The 19,052-nt window shown below is 68.1% G+C and carries 18 protein-coding genes; 8 read left to right on the forward strand and 10 right to left on the reverse strand.

All coding sequences use genetic code 11. The annotated features are described in order from the left end of the window. Positions 1 to 2: 2 nt before the first annotated feature. The 5 genes from mltG to fabD form a co-directional block, all read right to left on the reverse strand. Entirely contained in the window at positions 3 to 1,091 is a 1,089-nt protein-coding gene (mltG, locus tag P7A99_RS12185; protein WP_431307666.1) for an endolytic transglycosylase MltG, read from the reverse strand. Positions 1,092 to 1,101: 10 nt separating this feature from the next. Further along, positions 1,102 to 2,382 carry a beta-ketoacyl-ACP synthase II gene (gene fabF / locus P7A99_RS12190; RefSeq protein WP_277794124.1) on the reverse strand — a complete coding sequence of 427 codons (1,281 nt, stop codon included), beginning with the start codon at positions 2,380 to 2,382 and terminating at the stop codon, positions 1,102 to 1,104. Between the two features lie 175 nt (positions 2,383 to 2,557). After that, the gene (locus P7A99_RS12195; RefSeq protein ID WP_007672577.1) at positions 2,558 to 2,797 is read right to left on the reverse strand and encodes an acyl carrier protein; all 240 of its coding nucleotides are present in this window, start codon (positions 2,795 to 2,797) and stop codon (positions 2,558 to 2,560) included. Between the two features lie 161 nt (positions 2,798 to 2,958). Continuing rightward, positions 2,959 to 3,699, reverse strand: coding sequence for a 3-oxoacyl-[acyl-carrier-protein] reductase (gene fabG / locus P7A99_RS12200; RefSeq protein ID WP_277794125.1), 741 nt, complete (start codon positions 3,697 to 3,699; stop codon positions 2,959 to 2,961). 144 nt (positions 3,700 to 3,843) lie between these two features. Next, positions 3,844 to 4,788, reverse strand: coding sequence for an ACP S-malonyltransferase (gene fabD, locus P7A99_RS12205; RefSeq protein WP_277794126.1), 945 nt, complete (start codon positions 4,786 to 4,788; stop codon positions 3,844 to 3,846). A gap of 169 nt (positions 4,789 to 4,957) precedes the next feature. Between fabD and P7A99_RS12210 the strand changes: the two genes are divergently transcribed. Next, on the forward strand, positions 4,958 to 5,494 hold the full coding sequence (locus tag P7A99_RS12210; protein ID WP_277794127.1) for a peroxiredoxin: 537 nt from the start codon (positions 4,958 to 4,960) through the stop codon (positions 5,492 to 5,494). Between the two features lie 181 nt (positions 5,495 to 5,675). Here the strand turns inward: P7A99_RS12210 and P7A99_RS12220 are convergent, their stop codons facing one another. The 3 genes from P7A99_RS12220 to P7A99_RS12230 form a co-directional block, all read right to left on the reverse strand. Then, positions 5,676 to 7,835 (reverse strand): TonB-dependent receptor, encoded by a 2,160-nt coding sequence (locus tag P7A99_RS12220; RefSeq protein ID WP_347276690.1) that lies wholly within the window; start codon positions 7,833 to 7,835, stop codon positions 5,676 to 5,678. A 146-nt stretch (positions 7,836 to 7,981) separates the two neighbouring features. Then, on the reverse strand, positions 7,982 to 8,635 hold the full coding sequence (locus P7A99_RS12225; protein WP_277794128.1) for a hypothetical protein: 654 nt from the start codon (positions 8,633 to 8,635) through the stop codon (positions 7,982 to 7,984). A 9-nt stretch (positions 8,636 to 8,644) separates the two neighbouring features. Further along, positions 8,645 to 9,265, reverse strand: a complete 621-nt coding sequence (locus P7A99_RS12230; protein ID WP_277794129.1) for a DUF2059 domain-containing protein — start codon at positions 9,263 to 9,265, stop codon at positions 8,645 to 8,647. Between the two features lie 173 nt (positions 9,266 to 9,438). Here P7A99_RS12230 and rpsF point away from each other — a divergent pair, with 173 nt between their 5' ends. From rpsF to P7A99_RS12260, 6 genes are all read left to right on the forward strand, one after another. Beyond that, complete coding sequence (gene rpsF / locus P7A99_RS12235) at positions 9,439 to 9,846, forward strand: 30S ribosomal protein S6 (protein ID WP_165255280.1); 408 nt, start codon at positions 9,439 to 9,441, stop codon at positions 9,844 to 9,846. Positions 9,847 to 9,860: 14 nt separating this feature from the next. Next, a complete protein-coding gene (gene rpsR, locus P7A99_RS12240; protein ID WP_058346420.1) occupies positions 9,861 to 10,139 on the forward strand; it encodes a 30S ribosomal protein S18 in 279 nt (92 codons plus the stop codon). 13 nt (positions 10,140 to 10,152) lie between these two features. Then, on the forward strand, positions 10,153 to 10,734 hold the full coding sequence (rplI, locus tag P7A99_RS12245) for a 50S ribosomal protein L9 (protein WP_277794130.1): 582 nt from the start codon (positions 10,153 to 10,155) through the stop codon (positions 10,732 to 10,734). 193 nt (positions 10,735 to 10,927) lie between these two features. Continuing rightward, entirely contained in the window at positions 10,928 to 13,336 is a 2,409-nt protein-coding gene (locus P7A99_RS12250; protein ID WP_277794131.1) for a TonB-dependent receptor plug domain-containing protein, read from the forward strand. A 144-nt stretch (positions 13,337 to 13,480) separates the two neighbouring features. Further along, a complete protein-coding gene (locus tag P7A99_RS12255; RefSeq protein ID WP_277794132.1) occupies positions 13,481 to 15,001 on the forward strand; it encodes a replicative DNA helicase in 1,521 nt (506 codons plus the stop codon). A 72-nt stretch (positions 15,002 to 15,073) separates the two neighbouring features. After that, a complete protein-coding gene (locus tag P7A99_RS12260; protein ID WP_277794133.1) occupies positions 15,074 to 15,760 on the forward strand; it encodes a MarC family protein in 687 nt (228 codons plus the stop codon). 30 nt (positions 15,761 to 15,790) lie between these two features. On the opposite strand, the gene P7A99_RS12265 is transcribed toward P7A99_RS12260, so the two are convergent. Beyond that, on the reverse strand, positions 15,791 to 16,570 hold the full coding sequence (locus P7A99_RS12265) for a DUF3667 domain-containing protein (RefSeq protein ID WP_277794134.1): 780 nt from the start codon (positions 16,568 to 16,570) through the stop codon (positions 15,791 to 15,793). A 182-nt stretch (positions 16,571 to 16,752) separates the two neighbouring features. Between P7A99_RS12265 and alr the strand changes: the two genes are divergently transcribed. Next, positions 16,753 to 17,835, forward strand: a complete 1,083-nt coding sequence (gene alr / locus P7A99_RS12270; RefSeq protein WP_277794135.1) for an alanine racemase — start codon at positions 16,753 to 16,755, stop codon at positions 17,833 to 17,835. A 19-nt stretch (positions 17,836 to 17,854) separates the two neighbouring features. Here alr and P7A99_RS12275 read toward each other — a convergent pair whose 3' ends face one another. Continuing rightward, positions 17,855 to 19,033, reverse strand: coding sequence for a Yip1 family protein (locus P7A99_RS12275; RefSeq protein ID WP_277794136.1), 1,179 nt, complete (start codon positions 19,031 to 19,033; stop codon positions 17,855 to 17,857). Positions 19,034 to 19,052 lie beyond the last annotated feature (19 nt).

Below are 19,052 nucleotides of genomic sequence, written 5' to 3' on the forward strand. Positions count from 1 at the left end.
GGTCAGTTCCCTGCTGCTTCCGAAGCCTTGGCCTCACGCTCGATGCGACGCCACTGGGCGACGTTACGCTCGTGCTCTTCGTAGGTCCTGGCGAAGACGTGGCCGCCCGTGCCGTCGGCGACGAAATAGAGTTCGTCGGTCTTGGGCGGGTTCATCACCGCCGCCAGGGCCTCGCGGCCCGGATTGGCGATCGGCGTCGGCGGCAGGCCGGTGATCTTGTAGGTGTTGTAGGGCGTGACGGTGTCGAGTTCCGAGCGACGCAGGCCCCGGCCCAGCGGCCGTCCGCGGGTGATGCCGTAGATCACCGTCGGGTCGGTATCGAGACGCATGCCCAAGCGCAGGCGGTTGGTGAACAGGGCCGCGACGCGCGGACGCTCGCTGGCCAGGGCCGTTTCCTTCTCGACGATCGAGGCCAGGGTGACGGCCTCGTCCTTGGTCTGGAACGGCAGGCCCTGCTGGCGCTGCTCCCACAGGGCGTTCAGCACCTTATCGCGGTCGTCCATCATCCGCTGCAGGACGGCGGCCCGCTCCTCGCCGCGCTCGACCTGGTAGGTCTCGGGCAGGACAGCCCCTTCGGGCGGGGTCGGCACGTCGCCGACCAGCACCGGCGAGCGCTGCAGGATCTCGACCACCATCTCCGAGGTCACGCCCTCGGGCACGGTGACCTGGTGGCGCACGACCTTGCCGTCGCGGACCATGGCCAGGACGGTGGAGAGCGAGGCGCGGTTGGGAAACTCGTATTCGCCGGCCTTCAGCCGACGCGCCGCGCCTGTAACCTGGGCGGCGGTCAGGAACAGCGACGAGGAGCGGATCGCCCCGCCGGCTTCCAGCGCCCCGGCGATTTCCGAGACGCTGGCGCCGCGGCGGAGCACCACCGAGGTGTATTCGCCGTTCTTGGCCTTGGGACCCGGCCCGCCGTAGAGCCAGACCGCCCCGCCGCCGACGGCGAGGGCCGCGACCGCGGCGACCACCAGGCCGCCGCCAGCCATGGCGGCCAGGCGACGTCCCAGGGTGGCGGTCTCCCGCTTGCGGGCCTTCGACGCCCGCTTGGGCGCCTGAGCCTTCTTTTGCGGACGCGGCGGCTTGCTCACGAGATCTGGCTCACGAGATCTTACGGAACACGACGGAGGCGTTGGTGCCGCCGAAGCCGAAGCTGTTGGACACGGCCACGTCGATCTTCATCGGCACGGCCTTGTGGGGCGCGAGATTCATCGGCACGTCGACGTCGGGATTGTCGAGGTTGATGGTCGGCGGGGCGATCTGGTCGCGGATGGCCAGGATCGAGAAGATCGACTCGATGGCGCCGGCCGCGCCCAGCAGGTGGCCGGTCATCGACTTGGTCGACGACATCACCACGTTCTTGGCGTGATCGCCGAGGAACGCGGCCACGGCGCCGGCTTCCAGGCCGTCGGCCATGGTCGAGGTGCCGTGGGCGTTGATGTAGTCGATGTCCGAGGGCTGGAGGCCCGCGTCCTTGACGGCCGCCGCCAGGGCGCGACCGCCGCCTTCGCCGTTCTCCGACGGAGCGGTGATGTGATAGGCGTCGCCCGACAGGCCGTAGCCGACCACTTCGGCATAGATCTTCGCGCCACGGGCCTTGGCGTGCTCGTATTCCTCGAGCACCAGGACGCCGGCGCCTTCACCCATGACGAAACCGCCGCGGTCCTTGTCGTAAGGACGCGAAGCTTTTTCGGGGGTGTCGTTGAAGTCGGTGGCGACCGCGCGGCAGGCGATGAAGCCGGCGATGCCGAGCTTGCAGACGGCCGCTTCCGCGCCGCCGGCGATCATCACGTCGGCGTCGCCGTACTTGATCAGACGCGCGGCGTCGCCGATGGCGTGGGCGCCGGTGGCGCAGGCCGTGACCACGGCGTGGTTGGGGCCCTTGAAGCCGTACTTGATCGAGACCTGGCCCGAGATCAGGTTGATCAGGGCCGAGGAGATGAAGAACGGGCTGACGCGGCGCGGACCCTTGGCTTCCAGTTCAAGCGCGGTGTCGGCGATGGTCGACAGGCCGCCGATGCCCGAGCCCAGGATGACGCCCGTGCGCCACTTCTGCTCGTCGGTTTCCGGAACCCAGCCCGAATCCTTCACGGCTTCGTCCGCGGCGGCGATGCCGTACAGGATGAAGTCGTCGACGCGCTTCTGATCGCGCGGGCTCATGGTCTGGTCGGGGTCGAACGAACCCTCGATGTCCGGACCGCCGCCGCCACGACCATCGACCCGCGGCACTTCGCACGCGACCTGACAGGCATAGTCGGTCGGGTCGAAAGCGGTGATGCGGCCCGCGCCGGACTTGCCGGCCACGATGTTCTTCCAGGACACTTCGACGCCCTGGCCCAGAGGAGTCAGCAGGCCCAGCCCGGTGACGACGACTCTACGCATGGATTGCTCCCAAACCTTCCGACGCGCCGGCCTGAACGAAAGGCGAAAGCCCTAAGCCAGGTTGCGGCGCGAATCTTGGCCACATACGAAAACCGCCGCGCGCACGATGGCAATAGCCCGTGCTGCGCGGCGGCTGATAGTCTTGTTCGCCCGTGAGGGTACGAACCCGACGCCCTTAGGCGCCGGTCTTTTCCGTGATGAACTTCACGGCGTCGCCAACCGTCTGGATGTGCTCGGCGGCGTCGTCCGGAATTTCGATGTCGAATTCTTCTTCGAACGCCATCACGAGCTCGACGTTGTCGAGGCTGTCGGCGCCCAGGTCGTCGATGAAGCTGGCCTTCTCGGTGACCTTCTCGGGATCGGCATCCAGGTGTTCGATGACGATCTTACGCACGCGCTCGAGAATGTCGGACATTCTGTTAGTCCCTCGTTTTGAAATCTGTTTACCCGCGGACGGTATGAACTCTGTTTCACCGTCCGCGAGATGTCGGGTCACCGCCTATCACGTTCCTTTTCGGGTGACCAGCGGGTCAGCCGCCAAGAAGCATGGCCGTTGTGGACCAAGGCGGCGTTCGCCTAGATCATGGCCATGCCGCCGTTGACGTGCAAGGTCTGACCGGTGACGTAACCGCCCTGATCGCTGGCCAGGTAAACGCAGGCCGCGGCGATATCGCTCCCCTCGCCCAGCTTTCCGGCCGGGATGGTCGACAGGATGCCGGCCTTCTGCTGGTCGTTCAGGGCGTCGGTCATCGGGCTGGCGATGAAGCCGGGGGCAACGCAGTTGACGGTCACGCCGCGGCTGGCCAGTTCCTGGGCCAAGGCCTTGGAAAACCCGATCATTCCGGCCTTGGAGGCCGCGTAGTTGGTCTGGCCGGGGTTGCCGGTGACGCCCACGATCGAGGTGATGCCGATGATCCGGCCGGCGCGGCGCTTCATCATGCCCTTGGCGGCGGCGCGGGCCAGGCGGAAATAGCCTTCCAGGTTCACCTTGATGACGGTGTCCCAGTCCTCGTCCTTCATGCGCACGATCAGGCCGTCGCGGGTGATGCCGGCGTTGGCGATGACGATGTCCAGCGGGGCGCCGGCGGCTTCCTCGGCCTTGGCGACCAGGCCGTCGACCTGTTCGGCGTCCGAAAGATTCGCCACCACGAACGAGGCGCGCTCGCCCAGTTCGTTCTTCAGCTCGGTCAGCGCCGATTCGCGGGTGCCCGAGAGCACGACATGGGCGCCCTGGCCGTGCAGGGCGCGGGCGATGGCGCCGCCGATGCCGCCGGTGGCGCCGGTGACGAGGGCGGTCTTGCCGGTAAGGTCGAACATTTGAGTTCTCCGGTTCGGAGGGATTGGGGTGCGGGATCCTCGTCCTTCGACGGGCTCAGGAAGAGGACCCCGAATGATCCGCCGTGAACATTAGCCCTCACCCTGAGCTTGTCGAAGGGCGAGGGCTAACGCACGACGTCTACATCAGAGCGACTGGGCGAAGGCTTCCAGGTCGGCCGGGCTGTTCAGCGGGGTCGCCTCGGCGTCCGGGGCGATGCGCTTGGCCATGCCCGACAGCACCTTGCCGGCGCCGGCCTCGGCGAAGCGGGTGACGCCGCCCTCGCCGGCCAGCCAGGTCATGCTCTCGCGCCAGCGAACGCGGCCGGTGACCTGCTCGACCAGCAGCCTGCGGATGACGTCCGGATCGTGAACCGGGGCGGCGGTGACGTTGGCCACCAGCGGCGCGCGCGGAGCCAGGATCGTGGCGCCGGCCAGGGCGGCGGCCATCTCGTCGGCGGCCGGCTGCATCAGCGGGCAGTGGAACGGCGCCGAGACGTTCAGCGGAATGGCGCGGGCGCCCAGTTCCTTGGCCTTCTCGATGGCCTTGTCGACCGCGGCCTTGGCGCCGGAGATCACGACATTGCCGTTGTTGTTGTCGTTGGCGACGACGCAGACGCCGACTTCCGAACCGGCGGCGGCGGCGGCCTCGGCCAGGGCGATGTCGGTCTTGGGACCGATCAGCGAGGCCATGGCGCCCTCGCCCACCGGCACGGCGCGCTGCATGGCCTGGCCCCGCAGCTTCAGGAGGCGCGCGGTGTCGGCCAGGCTGATGGCGCCGGCGGCGGCCAGGGCCGAATATTCACCGAGGCTGTGACCGGCGACGAAGGCGGCGCGGTCGATGCCGACGCCGAATTCCTTCTCCAGCGTGCGGGTGACGGCCAGGCTGACGGCCATCAGGGCCGGCTGGGCGTTCTCGGTCAGGGTCAGGTCGCCCTCGGGACCTTCGCGCATCAGCTGGAACAGCTTCTGGCCCAGGGCGTCGTCGACTTCCTGGAACACCTCGCGGGCGGACGCGAAGGCCTCCGCCAGCTCGACGCCCATGCCGACCGATTGGCTGCCTTGCCCCGGGAAGATGAAGGCGATGCTCATGACGGCCCGCTCCTCTAAGATTCAATGTCTTGGGCGCGGAGGGTTAGGGGAAAGCCGGGGACTGGGCAAGCCGGACCGCTGTTTTGCCGATACTTGCTTTCCGTTGGGGCACGTCCACATTGCTGGCCACGCCGTAGCTGAACGCGCAATCCCTCTCGGAGCCCGTAAGATGAAACGTCTCGCCGTCGCCGCCTCGCTGGCCGCCTTCAGCCTGCTGGCCGCCGCTCCCGCCCTGGCCGCCCTGAAGCCCGGCGACAAGGCTCCCGACTTCACCGCCCCCGGCGCCCTGGCCGGCAAGGACTTCGAGTTCAAGCTGAGCAAGGCCCTGAAGAAGGGCCCGGTGGTGCTCTATTTCTTCCCGGCCGCCTACACCTCGGGCTGCACGGCCGAGGCTCACGAGTTCGCTGAGGCGACGCCCGAGTTCGAGAAGCTGGGCGCCACCGTGATCGGGGTCACCGGCGGCAATGTCGACCGGATCAAGGACTTCTCGAAGGAGCACTGCCGCGACAAGTTCGCGGTCGCCGCCGCGAGCCCCGCCCTGATCAAGGACTACGACGTCAAGCTGCCGCTGAAGGACAACATGTCCAACCGCACCTCCTACGTCATCGCGCCGGACGGCAAGATCCTGCTGGCCTACAGCGACTTCAACTTCCAGGGCCACGTCACCAAGACCATGGAAGCGGTGAAGGCCTACAAGAAGAAGTAAGGCGGCAGCGCTTCTCGCCCCCTCATCGTCATCCCGGAAGCCGCGCAGCGGCTATCCGGGACCCAGAGGGACTGGATGCGGTACTCCGATCAAGCGCCCACGCCTTGGCCAGCGCGGTGCGCCGGCCCCTGGGTCCCGGCTCTCCGCTACGCTTCGCCCGGGATGACGACGGAAGGGGAATCTAGAACTTCACCTTCACGCCCGCGCTCCACATGGCCGGCTCGTCGGCCAGGCGGTAGACGATCAGGCCGGGGATGAAGACGGCGCCGGAGACGTAGTCCTCGGCGTCGAAGACGTTGCGGCCCTGCACGAACACCCGCCAGGCCGCCGACGGCGATTCCCAGGCGAGGCTGGCGTTGACGCGGTCGACCGAGCCGATGCGGCCGGCCTCCGCATTGGTCGCCTCGGCGTAGCGCGGTCCGCGATGGCTGTAGTCGGCCGAGACGATGATCGCCCCGCCCTTCAGCGCCTCCGGCTCGATCCGCCAGGAACCACCGACCTGGGCCTGGACCTTGGAGATCAGCGGCAAGGTCTTGGCCCCGGCCTGGGCGGCGGCGGTGGCGGGATCGAGCTTCTCGTACTCGGCGTCGGTCAGGGCCAGCGAGGCGAAGAGATCCAGGCCCTTCACCGGCGTGGCGGCCGCCTCGAGCTCGAGCCCGGCGATGCGGGCCTCGGCGGCGTTCTGGGTCAGGATCGAGCCGTTGCTGATGACGTTCTGCTGCAGGTCCTTCAGCTGCTGGACATAGGCGGCCAGGTTCAGGCGGGCGCGGCGGTCGAAGGCCTCGATCTTGGCGCCGGCCTCGTAGGACCAGGCGGATTCGGGATCGTAGGCCTTGGTGAAGATCGACGGCTCGGCGATCGACAGGGCCACGAAGCCGCCGGCGCGGTAGCCCCGGGCGATCGTGCCGTAGACCATGACGTCGTCGCCGGCGTCGTACTGAAGATTGAACTTCGGGGTCCAGACCTTCCATTCGCCTTCATTGGAACGACTGGTCAGGCTGGGCGGATAGGCGACGAGGCCGTTCTGGATCGTGCCGGCGATGGTCTTTTCGTCCCGGGTCCAGCGCAGGCCGGCCGAGCCTTTGAGCCGGTCGGTGAAGCGCCATTCCAGTTGGCCGTAGGCGGCGATGCTTTCCGAGGTCGCGTGGATCGTCGTGGGCAGCAGCGGCACGGGGAACGGACCGTAGATGCCCGAGCCGACGGTGTCGGACAGCACCTGGGATCCAGTCTCCTTGAACCAGAACAGGCCGCCGATCCATTGCAGGCGGCCCTCGAACGCCTCGCCCAGCGCCTGGAACTCCTGGCTGGCCTGCTCCTGCTGGGTCGAGCTGCCGCGCAGGAAGCCTGGAACGAGGCCAGAGCCGGTGACCAGGCCGCCCGAGAAGTCGAGGTTCCAGCGGTCGTCCAGGCGCTGGTAGGCGGTGATCGACTTCAGCTGGACACCGGAAAGGTCATAGCCCAGGTGCAGGGCCAGGCTCTTCTGCTCGGTCTTGGTGTCGGTGTTGAGCGGCGAGCGGGTCGAGCCGAACGCGCCGCCGGCCAGAGGCGCCAGGGTCACCGGGTCGAGCGGCGAGAAATGCTGGCCGTCGGTGTCGGTGCGGGCGTAGGCGGCCGAGAAGGTCGCGCTGAGCGGGCCGGTGTCGATCAGGCCGAGCGAGAAGCGCGCGCCGGCGTCGCGGCGCTCGCCCACGCGGCGCTTGAGGGCGGTGTTCTGCTGCCAGCCGTCACGGTCGGAGAACAGGGCCGAGACCGTGCCCCCGACATGGTCGGTGATCCTGCCGCCGGCGCTGCCGCGATAGCGTTGCAGGCCGTAGTCGCCCCATGAGGCCTCGACGAAACCGCCGGGCGCGTCGCCGGGCTGGCGGGTGACGTATTTCAGGGCGCCGGTCATCGAGTTGCGGCCGTAGAGCGTGCCTTGCGGGCCGCGCAGCACCTCGACCCGCACGACGTCGGCCAGGTCGAGGTTCGCGACCGACAGGCGGGCCTGATAGACGTCGTCGACATAGATGCCGACCGGCGGCTCGGAGGTGATCATGCCGCCGGTCTGGTCCAGCGCGCCGCGCAGGGCCACCTGCACCGTCGAGGGCGAGGCGCTGATCTGGGAGACGTAGAGGCTGGGCACGGCCGCGCCCAGGGTCTCTGCCCTGTTGATCTGAAGCTGGTCCAGGGCCTTGGCCCCGAAGGCGCTGACCGCGACCGGCGCGTCCTGCAGCTTCTGCTCGCGCCGCTGGGCGGTGACGACCAGGTCCTCGACCGCAACCGGCGCCTCCTGGGCCAGGGCCGGCGCCGCGCCGACCAGCATGGCCAAGGTCGACGCGCCCCATAGAACCGACTTTTGCATGTATCCGCTCCCCCTCTGGTGGAGCGATCAGGAGGGAAAGCCTCCAGCGCGGGCGCAAACCCGCCCTCGCCGGCGCCCGCTGGTCGGACAGGCGCTCGGGGATCTTCCGGCGAATTGTCGGGAAAGCGGCGCGGCTGCGCCGACGGTCACCAGTTGGTCTTGACCAGCTTGACCATGAAGCGGCCGTCCTGGACGCGCTCGTCCTCGGCGCGGACGCTGACCGAGAACTCGGCCGGAATGTCGAACGGACGGATCAGGCTGAAGTCGACGCCCTCGTCGCCCATGGTGCCGCCGCCCAGGCCGATCGAGGCGATCTGGCGGCCGTCGAGCGTCAGGGCCGAGCGCACATTGGCGCGAGCGATCGGAACCGAGGTCGGCAGGATCATCGAGCGCGTGGCGTTCATGTCGACCGACACGCTGACATAGTTCGACTTGGGCAGGTCGCCGAACCCGAACAGGCGCGACAGCGACGAGCGGAAGCCGGCTTCGCGCTTGTTCAGCGACGCGCCCAGCGCCAGAGCGCGGGGGCTGGGGCCCTCTTCGGCCTTGGCCGTCATGTTCAGGTTGAAATCGTAGGTGGGCTGCTCGACGCTGCCGGCGACCTTGGCCACGAAGGTGGTGCTGTCGGCGTCCGACGAGAGGTCCAGAGGCAGGGCCGCCGAGTAGCCGGTGAAGCGGCCGTCGTTGGACGACACCGACAGGTCGGGCTTCCTGATCGCCTGGGCCAGCACCGGGGCAGCCGTCATCGACAGCGCGAACGCGCCGCCAAGGATCAGGCTCTTTACGGTTGCACCCCGCATGCCCCTTCCCTAACCACCCAAGGTATTAACGGCAAGCTGACTTCCGCTGCGAAAGCCTATTTCTCTATTCTGCGGCTTGATGGCCGCCAGCTTGGCGAGCAAGCGCCTTTCGAGGTCCGCCTGCATTTCGGGCATGACCGCGACCACAGCGGCCGAGGACTTCACCCCGAAACTGGGCATCTTGGCGATGATCGAGCGGCCGATCGGGCTCTCGTAGAAATCGACCATCGCCTGCAGTTCGTCTTCGGAGAAGCTCTCGGCGATCGCCGGCTCCATGGCCGCCATCATCCTGTCGAGCATGCCCGCCTCGACGCTTTCGCTGAAAGCCTCCCGGACGGCCTTGCCGACCAGGGCCTTGGCCTCGGCGTCCCCCTTGGCCGAGGCCATCTGCTGCTGCAGCATGGCAGCCATCAGGTTATCGAGCATCGGCGCGAAATTCTTCTTCATGTCCATCGCCGAGACGTAGCGATGCGCCAGTTCGCGAGCGCGCTCCGAGGCCGCCGCGCTGGGGCTGGCTGCGCCCAGGACGATGGAAAAGGCCGCGACGGCCGCTACGATGCGTTTCATGATTGCAAGCCCCTCTATGCAACCGCACCAGTGGATGCAGAGGGCGCCCAGGGCAAGACCCATCGTTTCCTTGCCTCCGCCGTCGGTTTCCTGTAGTAGCGCGCGTTCTCACGGAAGGCGGTCTTGAGCGAACCCCTCACGGGGCCGGGATTATCCCGCTCGTCGCACAGGATCCATCGTGGTCGTCGGACTTCCGCCGCCGCCCGCGCCGCTTTCCATAACGGAAGAAGGAAAACATGGCGTTCTACGAACACGTGGTCATCGCGCGGCAGGACATCTCGCCGCAACAGGCCGAAGCTCTCAACGAGCAAATCAAGACCCTGATCGAAGAAGGTGGTGGTCACATCGCCAAGATCGAATACTGGGGTCTGCGTAACCTCACCTATCGCATCAAGAAGAACCGCAAGGGCCACTATTCCCTGCTCGCCATCGACGCCCCGGCGCCGGCGGTGAAGGAAATGGAACGCCAGCTGTCGATCAACGAAGACGTGCTGCGTTTCATGACCATCCGCGTGGAAGAGCTGGACCTGGAACTGTCGCCGGTTCTGGCCCGTCGCGACCGTGAGCGCAGCGATCGCCCCGAGCGTTCGGACCGCCCTGAGCGTTCCGAGCGTCCGCGCGAAGACTTCGCCCCGCAAGCGTAAGGGAGAAATAGATCATGACCGATACGACTGCTCCCGAAGCCGCGGCTCCGGCCGCCGCCGCCGGCGGCGCCCGCCGTCCGTTCTTCCGTCGCCGCAAGGTTTGCCCGTTCTCGGGCGCCAACGCTCCGAAGATCGACTACAAGGACGTGAAGCTGCTGCAGCGTTACGTTTCCGAGCGCGGCAAGATCGTTCCGTCGCGCATCACCGCGGTGTCGGCCAAGAAGCAACGCGAACTGGCCAAGGCCATCAAGCGCGCCCGCTTCCTGGCTCTGCTCCCCTACGTCGTGAAGTAAGGGAGACGCCACGATGAAAGTGATCCTGCTCGAACGAGTCGAAGGCAAGGGCGTCCTGGGCGACGTCGTCACCGTGAAGGACGGCTTCGCCCGTAACTTCCTGCTGCCCCGTCAGAAGGCTCTCCGCGCCAACGCGGCGAACCTGAAGGCCTTCGAAGTGCAGCGCGCCGAAATCGAAGCGCGCAACGTCCGCAACCGTGAATCGGCCGGCAAGGCCGGTGACTCGCTGGACGGCACCCAGTACGTCCTGATCCGTCAGGCTGGCGAAAGCGGCCAGCTGTACGGTTCGGTCGCTGGCCGTGACGTCGCCGACGCCATCAAGGCCGAAGGCGGCAAGGTCGACCGCTCGATGATCGTGCTGGACAAGCCGATCAAGACGCTCGGCGTCCACGAAGTGAAGGTGAAGCTGCACGCTGAAGTGACCGTCACGGTCACCCTCAACATCGCGCGCAGCGCCGACGAAGCCGAGCGCCAAGCGCGCGGCGAAAACGTCATCGCCTCGCAGTTCGAGGAAGAGCGTCTGGCCGACGCCGAAGCCGCCCAGGACCTCCTGGAAGGCGGCGCCGGTTCGCAAGAAGGCGACTACGAAGCCTGATTTTTCAGGACCTTCGCAGACGAATGAGAACGGCGCGGAGCAATCCGCGCCGTTTTTTTCTGCGCCGAAAGCTAGAATTGCTCAGATTGTAGGACGATCCACGTTCGCGCAGGTTGCACCCGTCTAACCGCCTGTCGGCCAGAACCAGACGCGAAAGCGCCCCCGACCGACAGCGTTTCGAGGGGATTACATCATGCGTACTCAACTGCTGCTGCTCGCGGCCGCCTCGGCTTCGGCCCTGGCCGTCTCCACCGCCAACGCTCAGACCACGGACGACCAGACCGCCGTCGAAGAGGTCGTCGTCACCGGCACCCGCACCGCCGGCCGCTCGCGTCTCGACACCGTCTCCCCGGTCGACGTGGTCGACAGCAAGGCCCTGACCCGCCAGGGCTCGACCGAACTGGCCCAGGCGCTGTCGACCCTGGCGCCGTCGCTGAACTTCCCGCGCCCATCGGCCGTGGACGGCACCGACTCGGTGCGTCCGGCCACCCTGCGCGGCCTGGCGCCCGACCAGACCCTGGTGCTGCTGAACGGCAAGCGCGGCCACGCCGCGGCCCTGGTCAACGTCAACGGCTCGGTCGGCCGCGGCTCGGCCGCCTTCGACCTCAACACCATCCCGACCGCCGCCCTCGACCGCGTCGAGATCCTGCGTGAGGGCGCGGCGGCCCAGTACGGCTCTGACGCCATCGCCGGCGTCGTCAACCTGCGCCTGCGCGAGGCCCGCAGCGGCGGCGGCGCGACCGCCAGCTACGGACTCTACGACACCGAGGTGAAGACGGCGCGCGACACCGACGGCCGCAAGGCCAATGACGGCGTCACCTACACCGCCTCGGTCTGGCAGGGCTTCGGCATCGGCGAAGACGGCTATCTGACCGTCACCGCCGACTGGTCCAAGCGCAACCCGACCAACCGCAGCGACGTCTCGTCGGCGTTCAGCCCGGGCGTCGTCACCGGCCGCTACGGCGACGCCGAGGTCGAGAGCAAGTCGCTGTTCGCCAACGCCGGCGTTCCGATCGGCGAGACCTGGAAGGCCTATGGCTGGCTGGGCTACCAGCACCGCGACGGCGAAAGCGCCGCCTTCCCGCGCCTGTCCAACAACGCCGCCAACATTCCGTCGATCTATCCGAGCGGCTTCCTGCCCAAGATCGCCACCGACATCGACGACTACAACGCCGCCTTCGGCGCCAAGGGCGAGGCCGGCGCCTACACCATCGACGCCAGCTTCACCTACGGCCAGAACGACATCGAATACGGGGTCAAGGACAGCCTGAACGCCTCGTACGGCCCGACCTCGCCCACCTCGTTCAAGGCCGGCTCGATGCGCTATCGCCAGGCCGTGGCCTCGCTGGACGTCACCCGCCCGGTGACCATCGCCGCCTTCGCCCAGCCCTCGACCCTGGCCTTCGGCGCCGAGTACCGCAAGGAAAGCTACGACATCGTCGCCGGCGAGCAGGCCTCGTGGGCCAACGGCGGCTATAACGGCCTGGCGGCCGGCGCGCAGGGCTTCCCGGGCTTCCGTCCCAGCAACGCCGTCGACGTCAGCCGCGACAACTACAGCTTCTATGTCGACCTCGACAGCCAGGTGACCGACAAGCTGGACGTCGATATCGCCGCGCGCTTCGAGGACTATTCGGACTTCGGCACCAAGACCACCGGCAAGATCGCCGCCCGCTACGACATCCTCGACGGCTTCGCCGTGCGCGGCGCGGTGTCGACCGGCTTCCGGGCCCCGGCCCTGCAGCAGCAGTACTTCACCGCCACCTCGACCAACATCATCAGCGGCACGGCCACCGAGGTCGGCACCTTCCCGGCCACCAGCCCGGTCTCGGCCGTGCTGGGCGCCAAGGCGCTGGAGCCGGAAGAGAGCACCAACTACTCGCTGGGCCTCGTCTATCACCGCGGCCCGTTCGAGGTGACGGTCGACGCCTACCAGATCGACATCGACAACCGCATCGTGCTCTCGGAGAACATCCAGGGCAGCGCCACGGGCACGGCCACCCAGCAGGCGATCTACGCCCTGCTCGCCCCCTATGGCGTGACCACAGCGCGCTTCTTCATCAACGGCGTCGACACGACGACCAAGGGCGTGGACGTGGTGGTGCGCTACCGCCTCGACGCGGCCGAGGCCGGGCGCTTCGACCTGACCCTGGCGGGCAACTACAACGAGACCGAGGTCACCCGCCTGCCGACGACCAACACCCTGTCGTCGCTGCCGGTCCCGCCGGCGCTTTTCGCCCGCGTCAACGTCCAGACCTTCGAACGCGGCACGCCGCGCACGAAGTTCGTGGCCAGCGGCGACTGGAGCAAGGGTCCGTGGGGCGCGACGCTGAAGCTGACCGGCTACGGCACGGTGCTGCAGCCCAACGCCACGACCTCGCTGGACTACTGGACCGGCCGCAAGGCGGTGATCGACCTGGAAGCCCGCCGCACCTTCGCCGAAAAGCTGACCTGGGCGGTCGGCGCCAACAACCTGTTCGACGAGTACCCCAACCGCACGCCCGCAGCCGTCAACAGCACCAGCGGCGTGGTCGGCTTCCCCAACTACTCGCCGTTCGGTTTCAACGGCCGGTTCGTCTACACCCGCCTGAGCTACAACTGGTAGCCTGACCCAGGGTGAGCCTCGAAGGGGACGCAGCCCGCGCTGCGTCCCCTTTTGTCGTTCACAGAGATATACACAGAACATCCCCATTCATCTTCGCCGTTCACGATGCTCTTTCGAGCGCCCGGACGGCGTTCGCGTTAACTTATGGCGATGTCTCTCGTACCTGCCCTCGACCTGCGCCCACCGGCCGAAAACGACGTTCAGATCGCGGTCGCGCCGCACAACCTGGAAGCCGAGCAAGCGCTGCTGGGCGTGCTGCTGTACGACAACTCCGCCTACGAGCGGCTGACCGACAGCCTGCAGGGCCGCCACTTCTACGAGCCTTTCCACCAGCGGCTGTTCAGCTCGATCGAGACTCACATCCGCAAGGGCCAGCTGGCCGAGCCCATCCTGCTGGCCGACGAGTTCAAGCGCGATCCGGCCTTCGAGGAGCTTGGCGGCATCCGCTACCTAGCCGACCTGGTGGACCGCGCCCCGCCGGCGGCCAATGTCGGCGACTATGCGCGAGCCGTCTTCGACCTGGCCCTGCGCCGCGACCTGATCCGCATCGGCGGCGAGATCGCCTCGGCCGCCCACGGCCACGGCGACGAGAAGCGCCCGGCCCGCGACCAGATCGAAGCGGCCGAACAGCAGCTCTACACCCTGGCCGAAAGCGGCACCGCCAGCTCGGGCTTCGTCAGCTTCGGCGACGCCCTGCGCGGCGCCGTCGAGATGACCGCCGAGGCCTTCCAGCGCGACGGCGGCATGTCGGGCCTGGCCTCGGACCTGATCGACCTCGACCAGAAGATCGGCGGCCTTCACCCGTCGGACTTGATCGTGCTGGCCGGCCGTCCGTCGATGGGCAAGACGGCGCTGGCGACCAACATCGCCTTCAACGTCGCCAAGAAGTACGCCTGGGAGCCCCAGCCCGACGGCAGCCGCAAGACCGTCAGCGGCGGCGTCGTGGCCTTCTACTCGCTGGAAATGAGCGCCGAGCAGCTGGCGCTGCGTATGCTGGCCGACGCTTCGGGCGTGTCGGGCGACAAGCTGCGTAAGGGCGAGATCGACGCCAGCGAGTTCGGACGCGTGCGCGACGCGGCCATGGAGCTGCAGGAAGCGCCGCTCTATATCGACGCCACCGGTGGTATCTCGATCGCCAAGCTGACCGCCCGGGCCCGACGCCTGAAGCGCCAGGTCGGCCTGGACCTGATCGTGGTCGACTACCTGCAGCTGGTGACGGGTTCGGACCTCGGTTCGAACGCCAGCCGCGTGCAGGAAGTCTCGCAGATCACCATGGGCCTGAAGGCCCTGGCCAAGGAACTGGCCTGCCCGGTCATCGCCCTCTCACAGCTGTCGCGTCAGGTCGAAAGCCGTGACGACAAGCGCCCGCAGCTGTCCGACCTCCGTGAATCCGGCTCGATCGAGCAGGACGCCGACATGGTGTGGTTCGTGTTCCGCGAAAGCTATTACGTGGGCCGCGCCGAGCCGCGCGAGGGCACGCCCGAGCACCTGACCTGGCAAGAGGAAATGGACAAGCTGCAAGGCCTGGCCGAGGTGATCATCGCCAAGCAGCGTCACGGTCCGATCGGCACGGTGCGCCTGTCGTTCAACAGCGACACCACCCGCTTCGGCAACCTGTCGCGCGACCACTATTTCCACCAGATGCGCGGCGGCGACGACGAATAACCGCCTCGCGCTTTACCTCTGGATGCGCGTCGGGCAACGCTCGGCGCGCGATTCAGGAGTCGAGCGCGCATCATGGAATTCAGCCCCCTGCCCGTCTCGACCTTCATCGGGGCGTTTCTGCTGGCCTTTCCGGCCCTGTTCTCGATCGTCAATCCGGTCGGGGCGGCGCTGATCTTCCACCAGATGCTGGCCGACCACCCGGCCGAGACGCGCAAGCGCCTGGCGCCGACGATCGCGGTCTACGCCTTCTTCATCCTGCTCGGTTCGCTGCTGCTGGGCGGCTACGTGCTGAACTTCTTCGGCGTCAGCCTGGGCGCGCTGCGGGTGGCCGGGGGCCTGGTGGTGGCGATCCGGGCCTGGGCCCTGCTGATGGCGCCCGAGGAACACGAAGAGCGAAAGGCCGACCAGGCCAGCTCGCCCGCCAAGGCGCGCGCCGAGGACATGGCCTTCTTCCCCCTGACCATGCCGTTCACCACCGGTCCCGGCGCGATCTCGGTGGCCATCGCCCTGTCGTCGCAGCGCCCGGTCGAGGGCCATTCGGTGGTGCCGTTCTTCATGGGCGCCAGCCTGGCGGTCGCCGTCATCGCGCTGATGGTCTGGGTGTTCTATCGCGCCTCGGACCGGGTGCTGTCCCTGCTGGGCGTCAATGGCGCGCGGGTGATGTCGCGGCTGATGGCGTTCCTGCTGATGTGCATCGGCGTGCAGATCGTCGCCAGCGGCGTCGAGGCGCTGGTGAGCCAGTTCCTGGCGACGCGTTGACTTGGGGCGACGCGGTGAGCCGAACCTCAGTCAGCCGGGAACCAGCCCGTTCGCGAGCAACTGGAACCACAGTCCCAGGAACAGCAGCAGGCTGACCAAACCTGTAAGCAAGGTGCGCCCGACCGCGCCCACGCGGCTCATGCCGTAGGCGCTGCGCAGGTGGGCGTAGAGGTGAAGCAAGGTCAGCAGCGGCGCGAACGTCACCGGCAGGATGGCGATGGAAAGCACGACCGTCGCCACCGGGATGAGCGAAGTCTCCCTGCCGATCAGCGCCCCGATGAGCATCACGAACGGGACCAGCATCTGGATCAGGGCGATGAAGGCGCCTTCGTAGAGCCCCGCCACGAGGTTCTCGTAGTGGCTTCTGCGAAGAGTGGCGGGCAAGGTCGCCGGCGTCACGAAGCCCATCACCACGGCCACGGCCCCGACGATCAGATAGGTTCGCCACTGGGTCTGGCCGACGATGTCGAAGTCCAGGCCGCTGGCGTTCACCCGATAGGCCAGCGCGCCGAACCCCGACAGCAACAGGAGCAAGCCCGAAACGAGCCGCACCGGCGAGACGAGGCCCTCCCTGCGGCCTTCCCACCAATCGCGTGACAGCCGCCCGGGAGAGACCACCACGCGCCAGAGCGTGCGCCAGACCGAGCCGCCCAGATCAGCCACGCTCCGCGCGGCCTCGCGCACCAGGCCCAGGATGCTGTCTTCACCGCCGGCCTCGCGGCGGCGGGGAGCGGCGGGCCGGGCGTCATTCTCGCACCTCGCGCAGACGGCGCCGTGCAGGGCGTCGCCGCAGTCCGGGCAACGGGCCATGGGAGCAGTCGCCCGACGGCCGAAGGGCCTGGCCGCGGCGGCTCCGCTCGTCGTCTCCATTCGGGGGATCTCCATTGCGTTGCAGAAATGGATAGATCACGAAACTTAAGGTTGCCTTTTCAGCGCCGGACTTTCCCGCCTACGCCCTTCATTCGGCGCGCCGAGGGTGCTAGAGCCGCCCCGTGACCGACGCCCGCCTGACCCTCGACCTCGACGCCCTCGCGGCCAACTACGCCCTGCTGAAGGCGACGGCCGGCGACGCCGAGCTGGCGCCGGCCGTGAAGGCCGACGGCTATGGCCTGGGCGCGGGGCTCGTCGCCCGCCGCCTGTGGGATGAAGGCGCGCGCGGCTTCTATGTCGCCCGCCTGTCCGAGGGCGTGGCGTTGCGCAAGGCGCTGGGCGAGCGCGAGGCGAAGATCCACGTGCTGGACGGCGCGACGCCGGGCTCGGGTCCGACGCTGGTCCAGGCCGGGCTGATCCCGGTGCTCAACAGCCTGCCCCAGGTCGAGGCCTGGAACAGCCAGGCCGGCAAGGGCGTGCTGGAGGCGGCGATCCACGTCGACACCGGCATGAACCGCCTTGGCCTGCGGCACGAGGAGGCCGCCGTGCTGACGGCCTCGATGGACCGGCTCAAGCATCTGAACGTCTCGCTGGTGGTCAGCCACCTGGCCTGCGCCGGCGAGCCGGAACATCCGCTCAACGCCCGCCAGCTGACCCGCTTCAAGGATGCGGCGGCGCTGTTTCCGAACGCCCGCAGGAGTCTCGCCAACTCGGCCGGGGTGTTCCTGGGCGGCGACTATCATTTCGACCAGTGCCGGCCGGGCATCGCCCTCTACGGCGGCGGCCCTCGCGACGTGGCCGACGACCGCCTTGCGGCCGTGGCCACGCTGGAAGCGCCGATCCTGCAGGTGCGGGTCGTGCCGCGCGGCGAGTCGATCGGCTACGGCGCGGCCTTCACGGCCAGCGAGACGACGCGGGTGGCGGTGCTGGCCTGCGGCTATGCCGACGGTGTGCTGCGCGGCTCCAGCCCCGCCGGCCACGTGTGGTTCGACGGCGCGCGCCGCCGCCTGCTGGGCCGCGTGTCGATGGACCTGATCGCCATCGACGTCACCGATTGCGACGCCGCCCGCCCCGGGGCGATGGTCGAGCTGATCGGCCCCAACCTGCCGGTCGACGAAGCCGCCGCCGCGGCGGGCACCACGGCCTACGAACTGCTCGTCCGCCTGGCCGGCCGCGCCCGCCGCGTCGTGCTGGGCGAGGCCTGACGCCCCGCCCCCTTCCCGCCTAGCGCGCCAGGCTCTTCAGCTTGCCGGCATCAACCGAGGCGACGGCGCGCTTGAGGTCGTCGATGCCCCCCGCCTCGCCATTTGCCTCGACCGAGAAGCGATCGGCCACCACGACAGTGTAGCCACCAGAACTAGCCTGACGGTCCCACTTCTCCGTGGTCATCTGGCCGTTTACCTGGCCGACCTTCTCGTAGCCGTTGTCAGTCTCGGTCGAGCTCTGGGCGTTCATCGCGCCCGCCAGGGCCGCCATGCCGGACATCGCGCCCAGATCGGTCACCGACAGGGTGAAGCGCTTGCCGTCCTTCTCGTATTCGCCCTTTGCCGAGACGATGGCCAGGCCGTCCGCGCCGGCCGACTGGCTTTCGAGCGAGGTCCGGGCATAGCCGGAGACGCCGCCCGGCAGCAGCGCCTTCAGCGCCTCGGGCGAGGCCGACGAGACCTTGCCGGCCTGCGCCGCTTCCATGCGCTTGGTGGCCGCCTCGATGCGCGAGGTGTCGAAGGTCGCGCCGTTGACCGTGACCGACGCGGTGTCGGACGAGACCGCCTTGGAGGCCGCCAGGCCGCCGCCGATCGCGGCCGCGCCGACGACGAAGCCCGTGACGGCGCCGACGATGACATAGAGCACGATGGCGCAGATGACGGTGACGATCGTGTAGCCGATCGCCTTCTCCTTCGGAGCCTTCATTACGCGGGGCAGGCCCGTATAGAGCAGGTAGAGGCCGTAGAGACCCAGCAGACCGCCGATGATCGCCAGCGGCGGGAACAGGCCGAAGATCCCTGCCACCCAGCCGGCGGTGCCCGAATAGGCCGCCACCTTGAAGGCCTGCAGCTTGTTCTTCTGGCCGTCGAACGACGGAGCCAGGGCGTCGATGATCAGGCTGAGCACGAACACCGACAGCAGCGACAGCCCATAGCCCACGACCGCGCCGATGATCGCCCCGACGGGCGAGGGCCGGATCGTCGCAACGCCCGGAATGCCCTGGCCGAACACCAGGCTGCCCACCAGGCCCGCGACCGCCGGGATCGCTGCGAGAATGCAGACATAGCCGACATAGAGCCCCTTGATGGTGGCGGGCTCGGTGTCGATGCGCTCCCATTCGGGCGACGGCGTCAGCAGGATCCGCTTAACGCGGCCCACGAGATCGGAAGAAACGGCTCCGGGTTCGACCACGGACATCTAGGCGCCTCCAGCAAGA

Origin of the sequence: Caulobacter endophyticus (assembly GCF_029543245.1) — a bacterium.
Taxonomy (GTDB): domain Bacteria; phylum Pseudomonadota; class Alphaproteobacteria; order Caulobacterales; family Caulobacteraceae; genus Caulobacter; species Caulobacter endophyticus_A.

Bases quoted from the DNA above. Each gene is read 5' to 3' on its own strand.
- P7A99_RS12275 (WP_277794136.1), bottom strand. From the start codon at position 19,033: ATGTCCGTGGTCGAACCCGGAGCCGTTTCTTCCGATCTCGTGGGCCGC.
- P7A99_RS12255 (WP_277794132.1), top strand. From the start codon at position 13,481: ATGGCGATGTCTCTCGTACCTGCCCTCGACCTGCGCCCACCGGCCGAA.
- P7A99_RS12265 (WP_277794134.1), bottom strand. From the start codon at position 16,570: ATGGCCCGTTGCCCGGACTGCGGCGACGCCCTGCACGGCGCCGTCTGC.
- P7A99_RS12230 (WP_277794129.1), bottom strand. From the start codon at position 9,265: ATGGGTCTTGCCCTGGGCGCCCTCTGCATCCACTGGTGCGGTTGCATA.
- P7A99_RS12210 (WP_277794127.1), top strand. From the start codon at position 4,958: ATGAAACGTCTCGCCGTCGCCGCCTCGCTGGCCGCCTTCAGCCTGCTG.
- P7A99_RS12220 (WP_347276690.1), bottom strand. From the start codon at position 7,835: ATGCAAAAGTCGGTTCTATGGGGCGCGTCGACCTTGGCCATGCTGGTC.
- fabF (WP_277794124.1), bottom strand. From the start codon at position 2,382: ATGCGTAGAGTCGTCGTCACCGGGCTGGGCCTGCTGACTCCTCTGGGC.
- P7A99_RS12195 (WP_007672577.1), bottom strand. From the start codon at position 2,797: ATGTCCGACATTCTCGAGCGCGTGCGTAAGATCGTCATCGAACACCTG.
- fabD (WP_277794126.1), bottom strand. From the start codon at position 4,788: ATGAGCATCGCCTTCATCTTCCCGGGGCAAGGCAGCCAATCGGTCGGC.
- fabG (WP_277794125.1), bottom strand. From the start codon at position 3,699: ATGTTCGACCTTACCGGCAAGACCGCCCTCGTCACCGGCGCCACCGGC.
- rplI (WP_277794130.1), top strand. From the start codon at position 10,153: ATGAAAGTGATCCTGCTCGAACGAGTCGAAGGCAAGGGCGTCCTGGGC.
- P7A99_RS12250 (WP_277794131.1), top strand. From the start codon at position 10,928: ATGCGTACTCAACTGCTGCTGCTCGCGGCCGCCTCGGCTTCGGCCCTG.
- rpsF (WP_165255280.1), top strand. From the start codon at position 9,439: ATGGCGTTCTACGAACACGTGGTCATCGCGCGGCAGGACATCTCGCCG.
- rpsR (WP_058346420.1), top strand. From the start codon at position 9,861: ATGACCGATACGACTGCTCCCGAAGCCGCGGCTCCGGCCGCCGCCGCC.
- P7A99_RS12260 (WP_277794133.1), top strand. From the start codon at position 15,074: ATGGAATTCAGCCCCCTGCCCGTCTCGACCTTCATCGGGGCGTTTCTG.
- P7A99_RS12225 (WP_277794128.1), bottom strand. From the start codon at position 8,635: ATGCGGGGTGCAACCGTAAAGAGCCTGATCCTTGGCGGCGCGTTCGCG.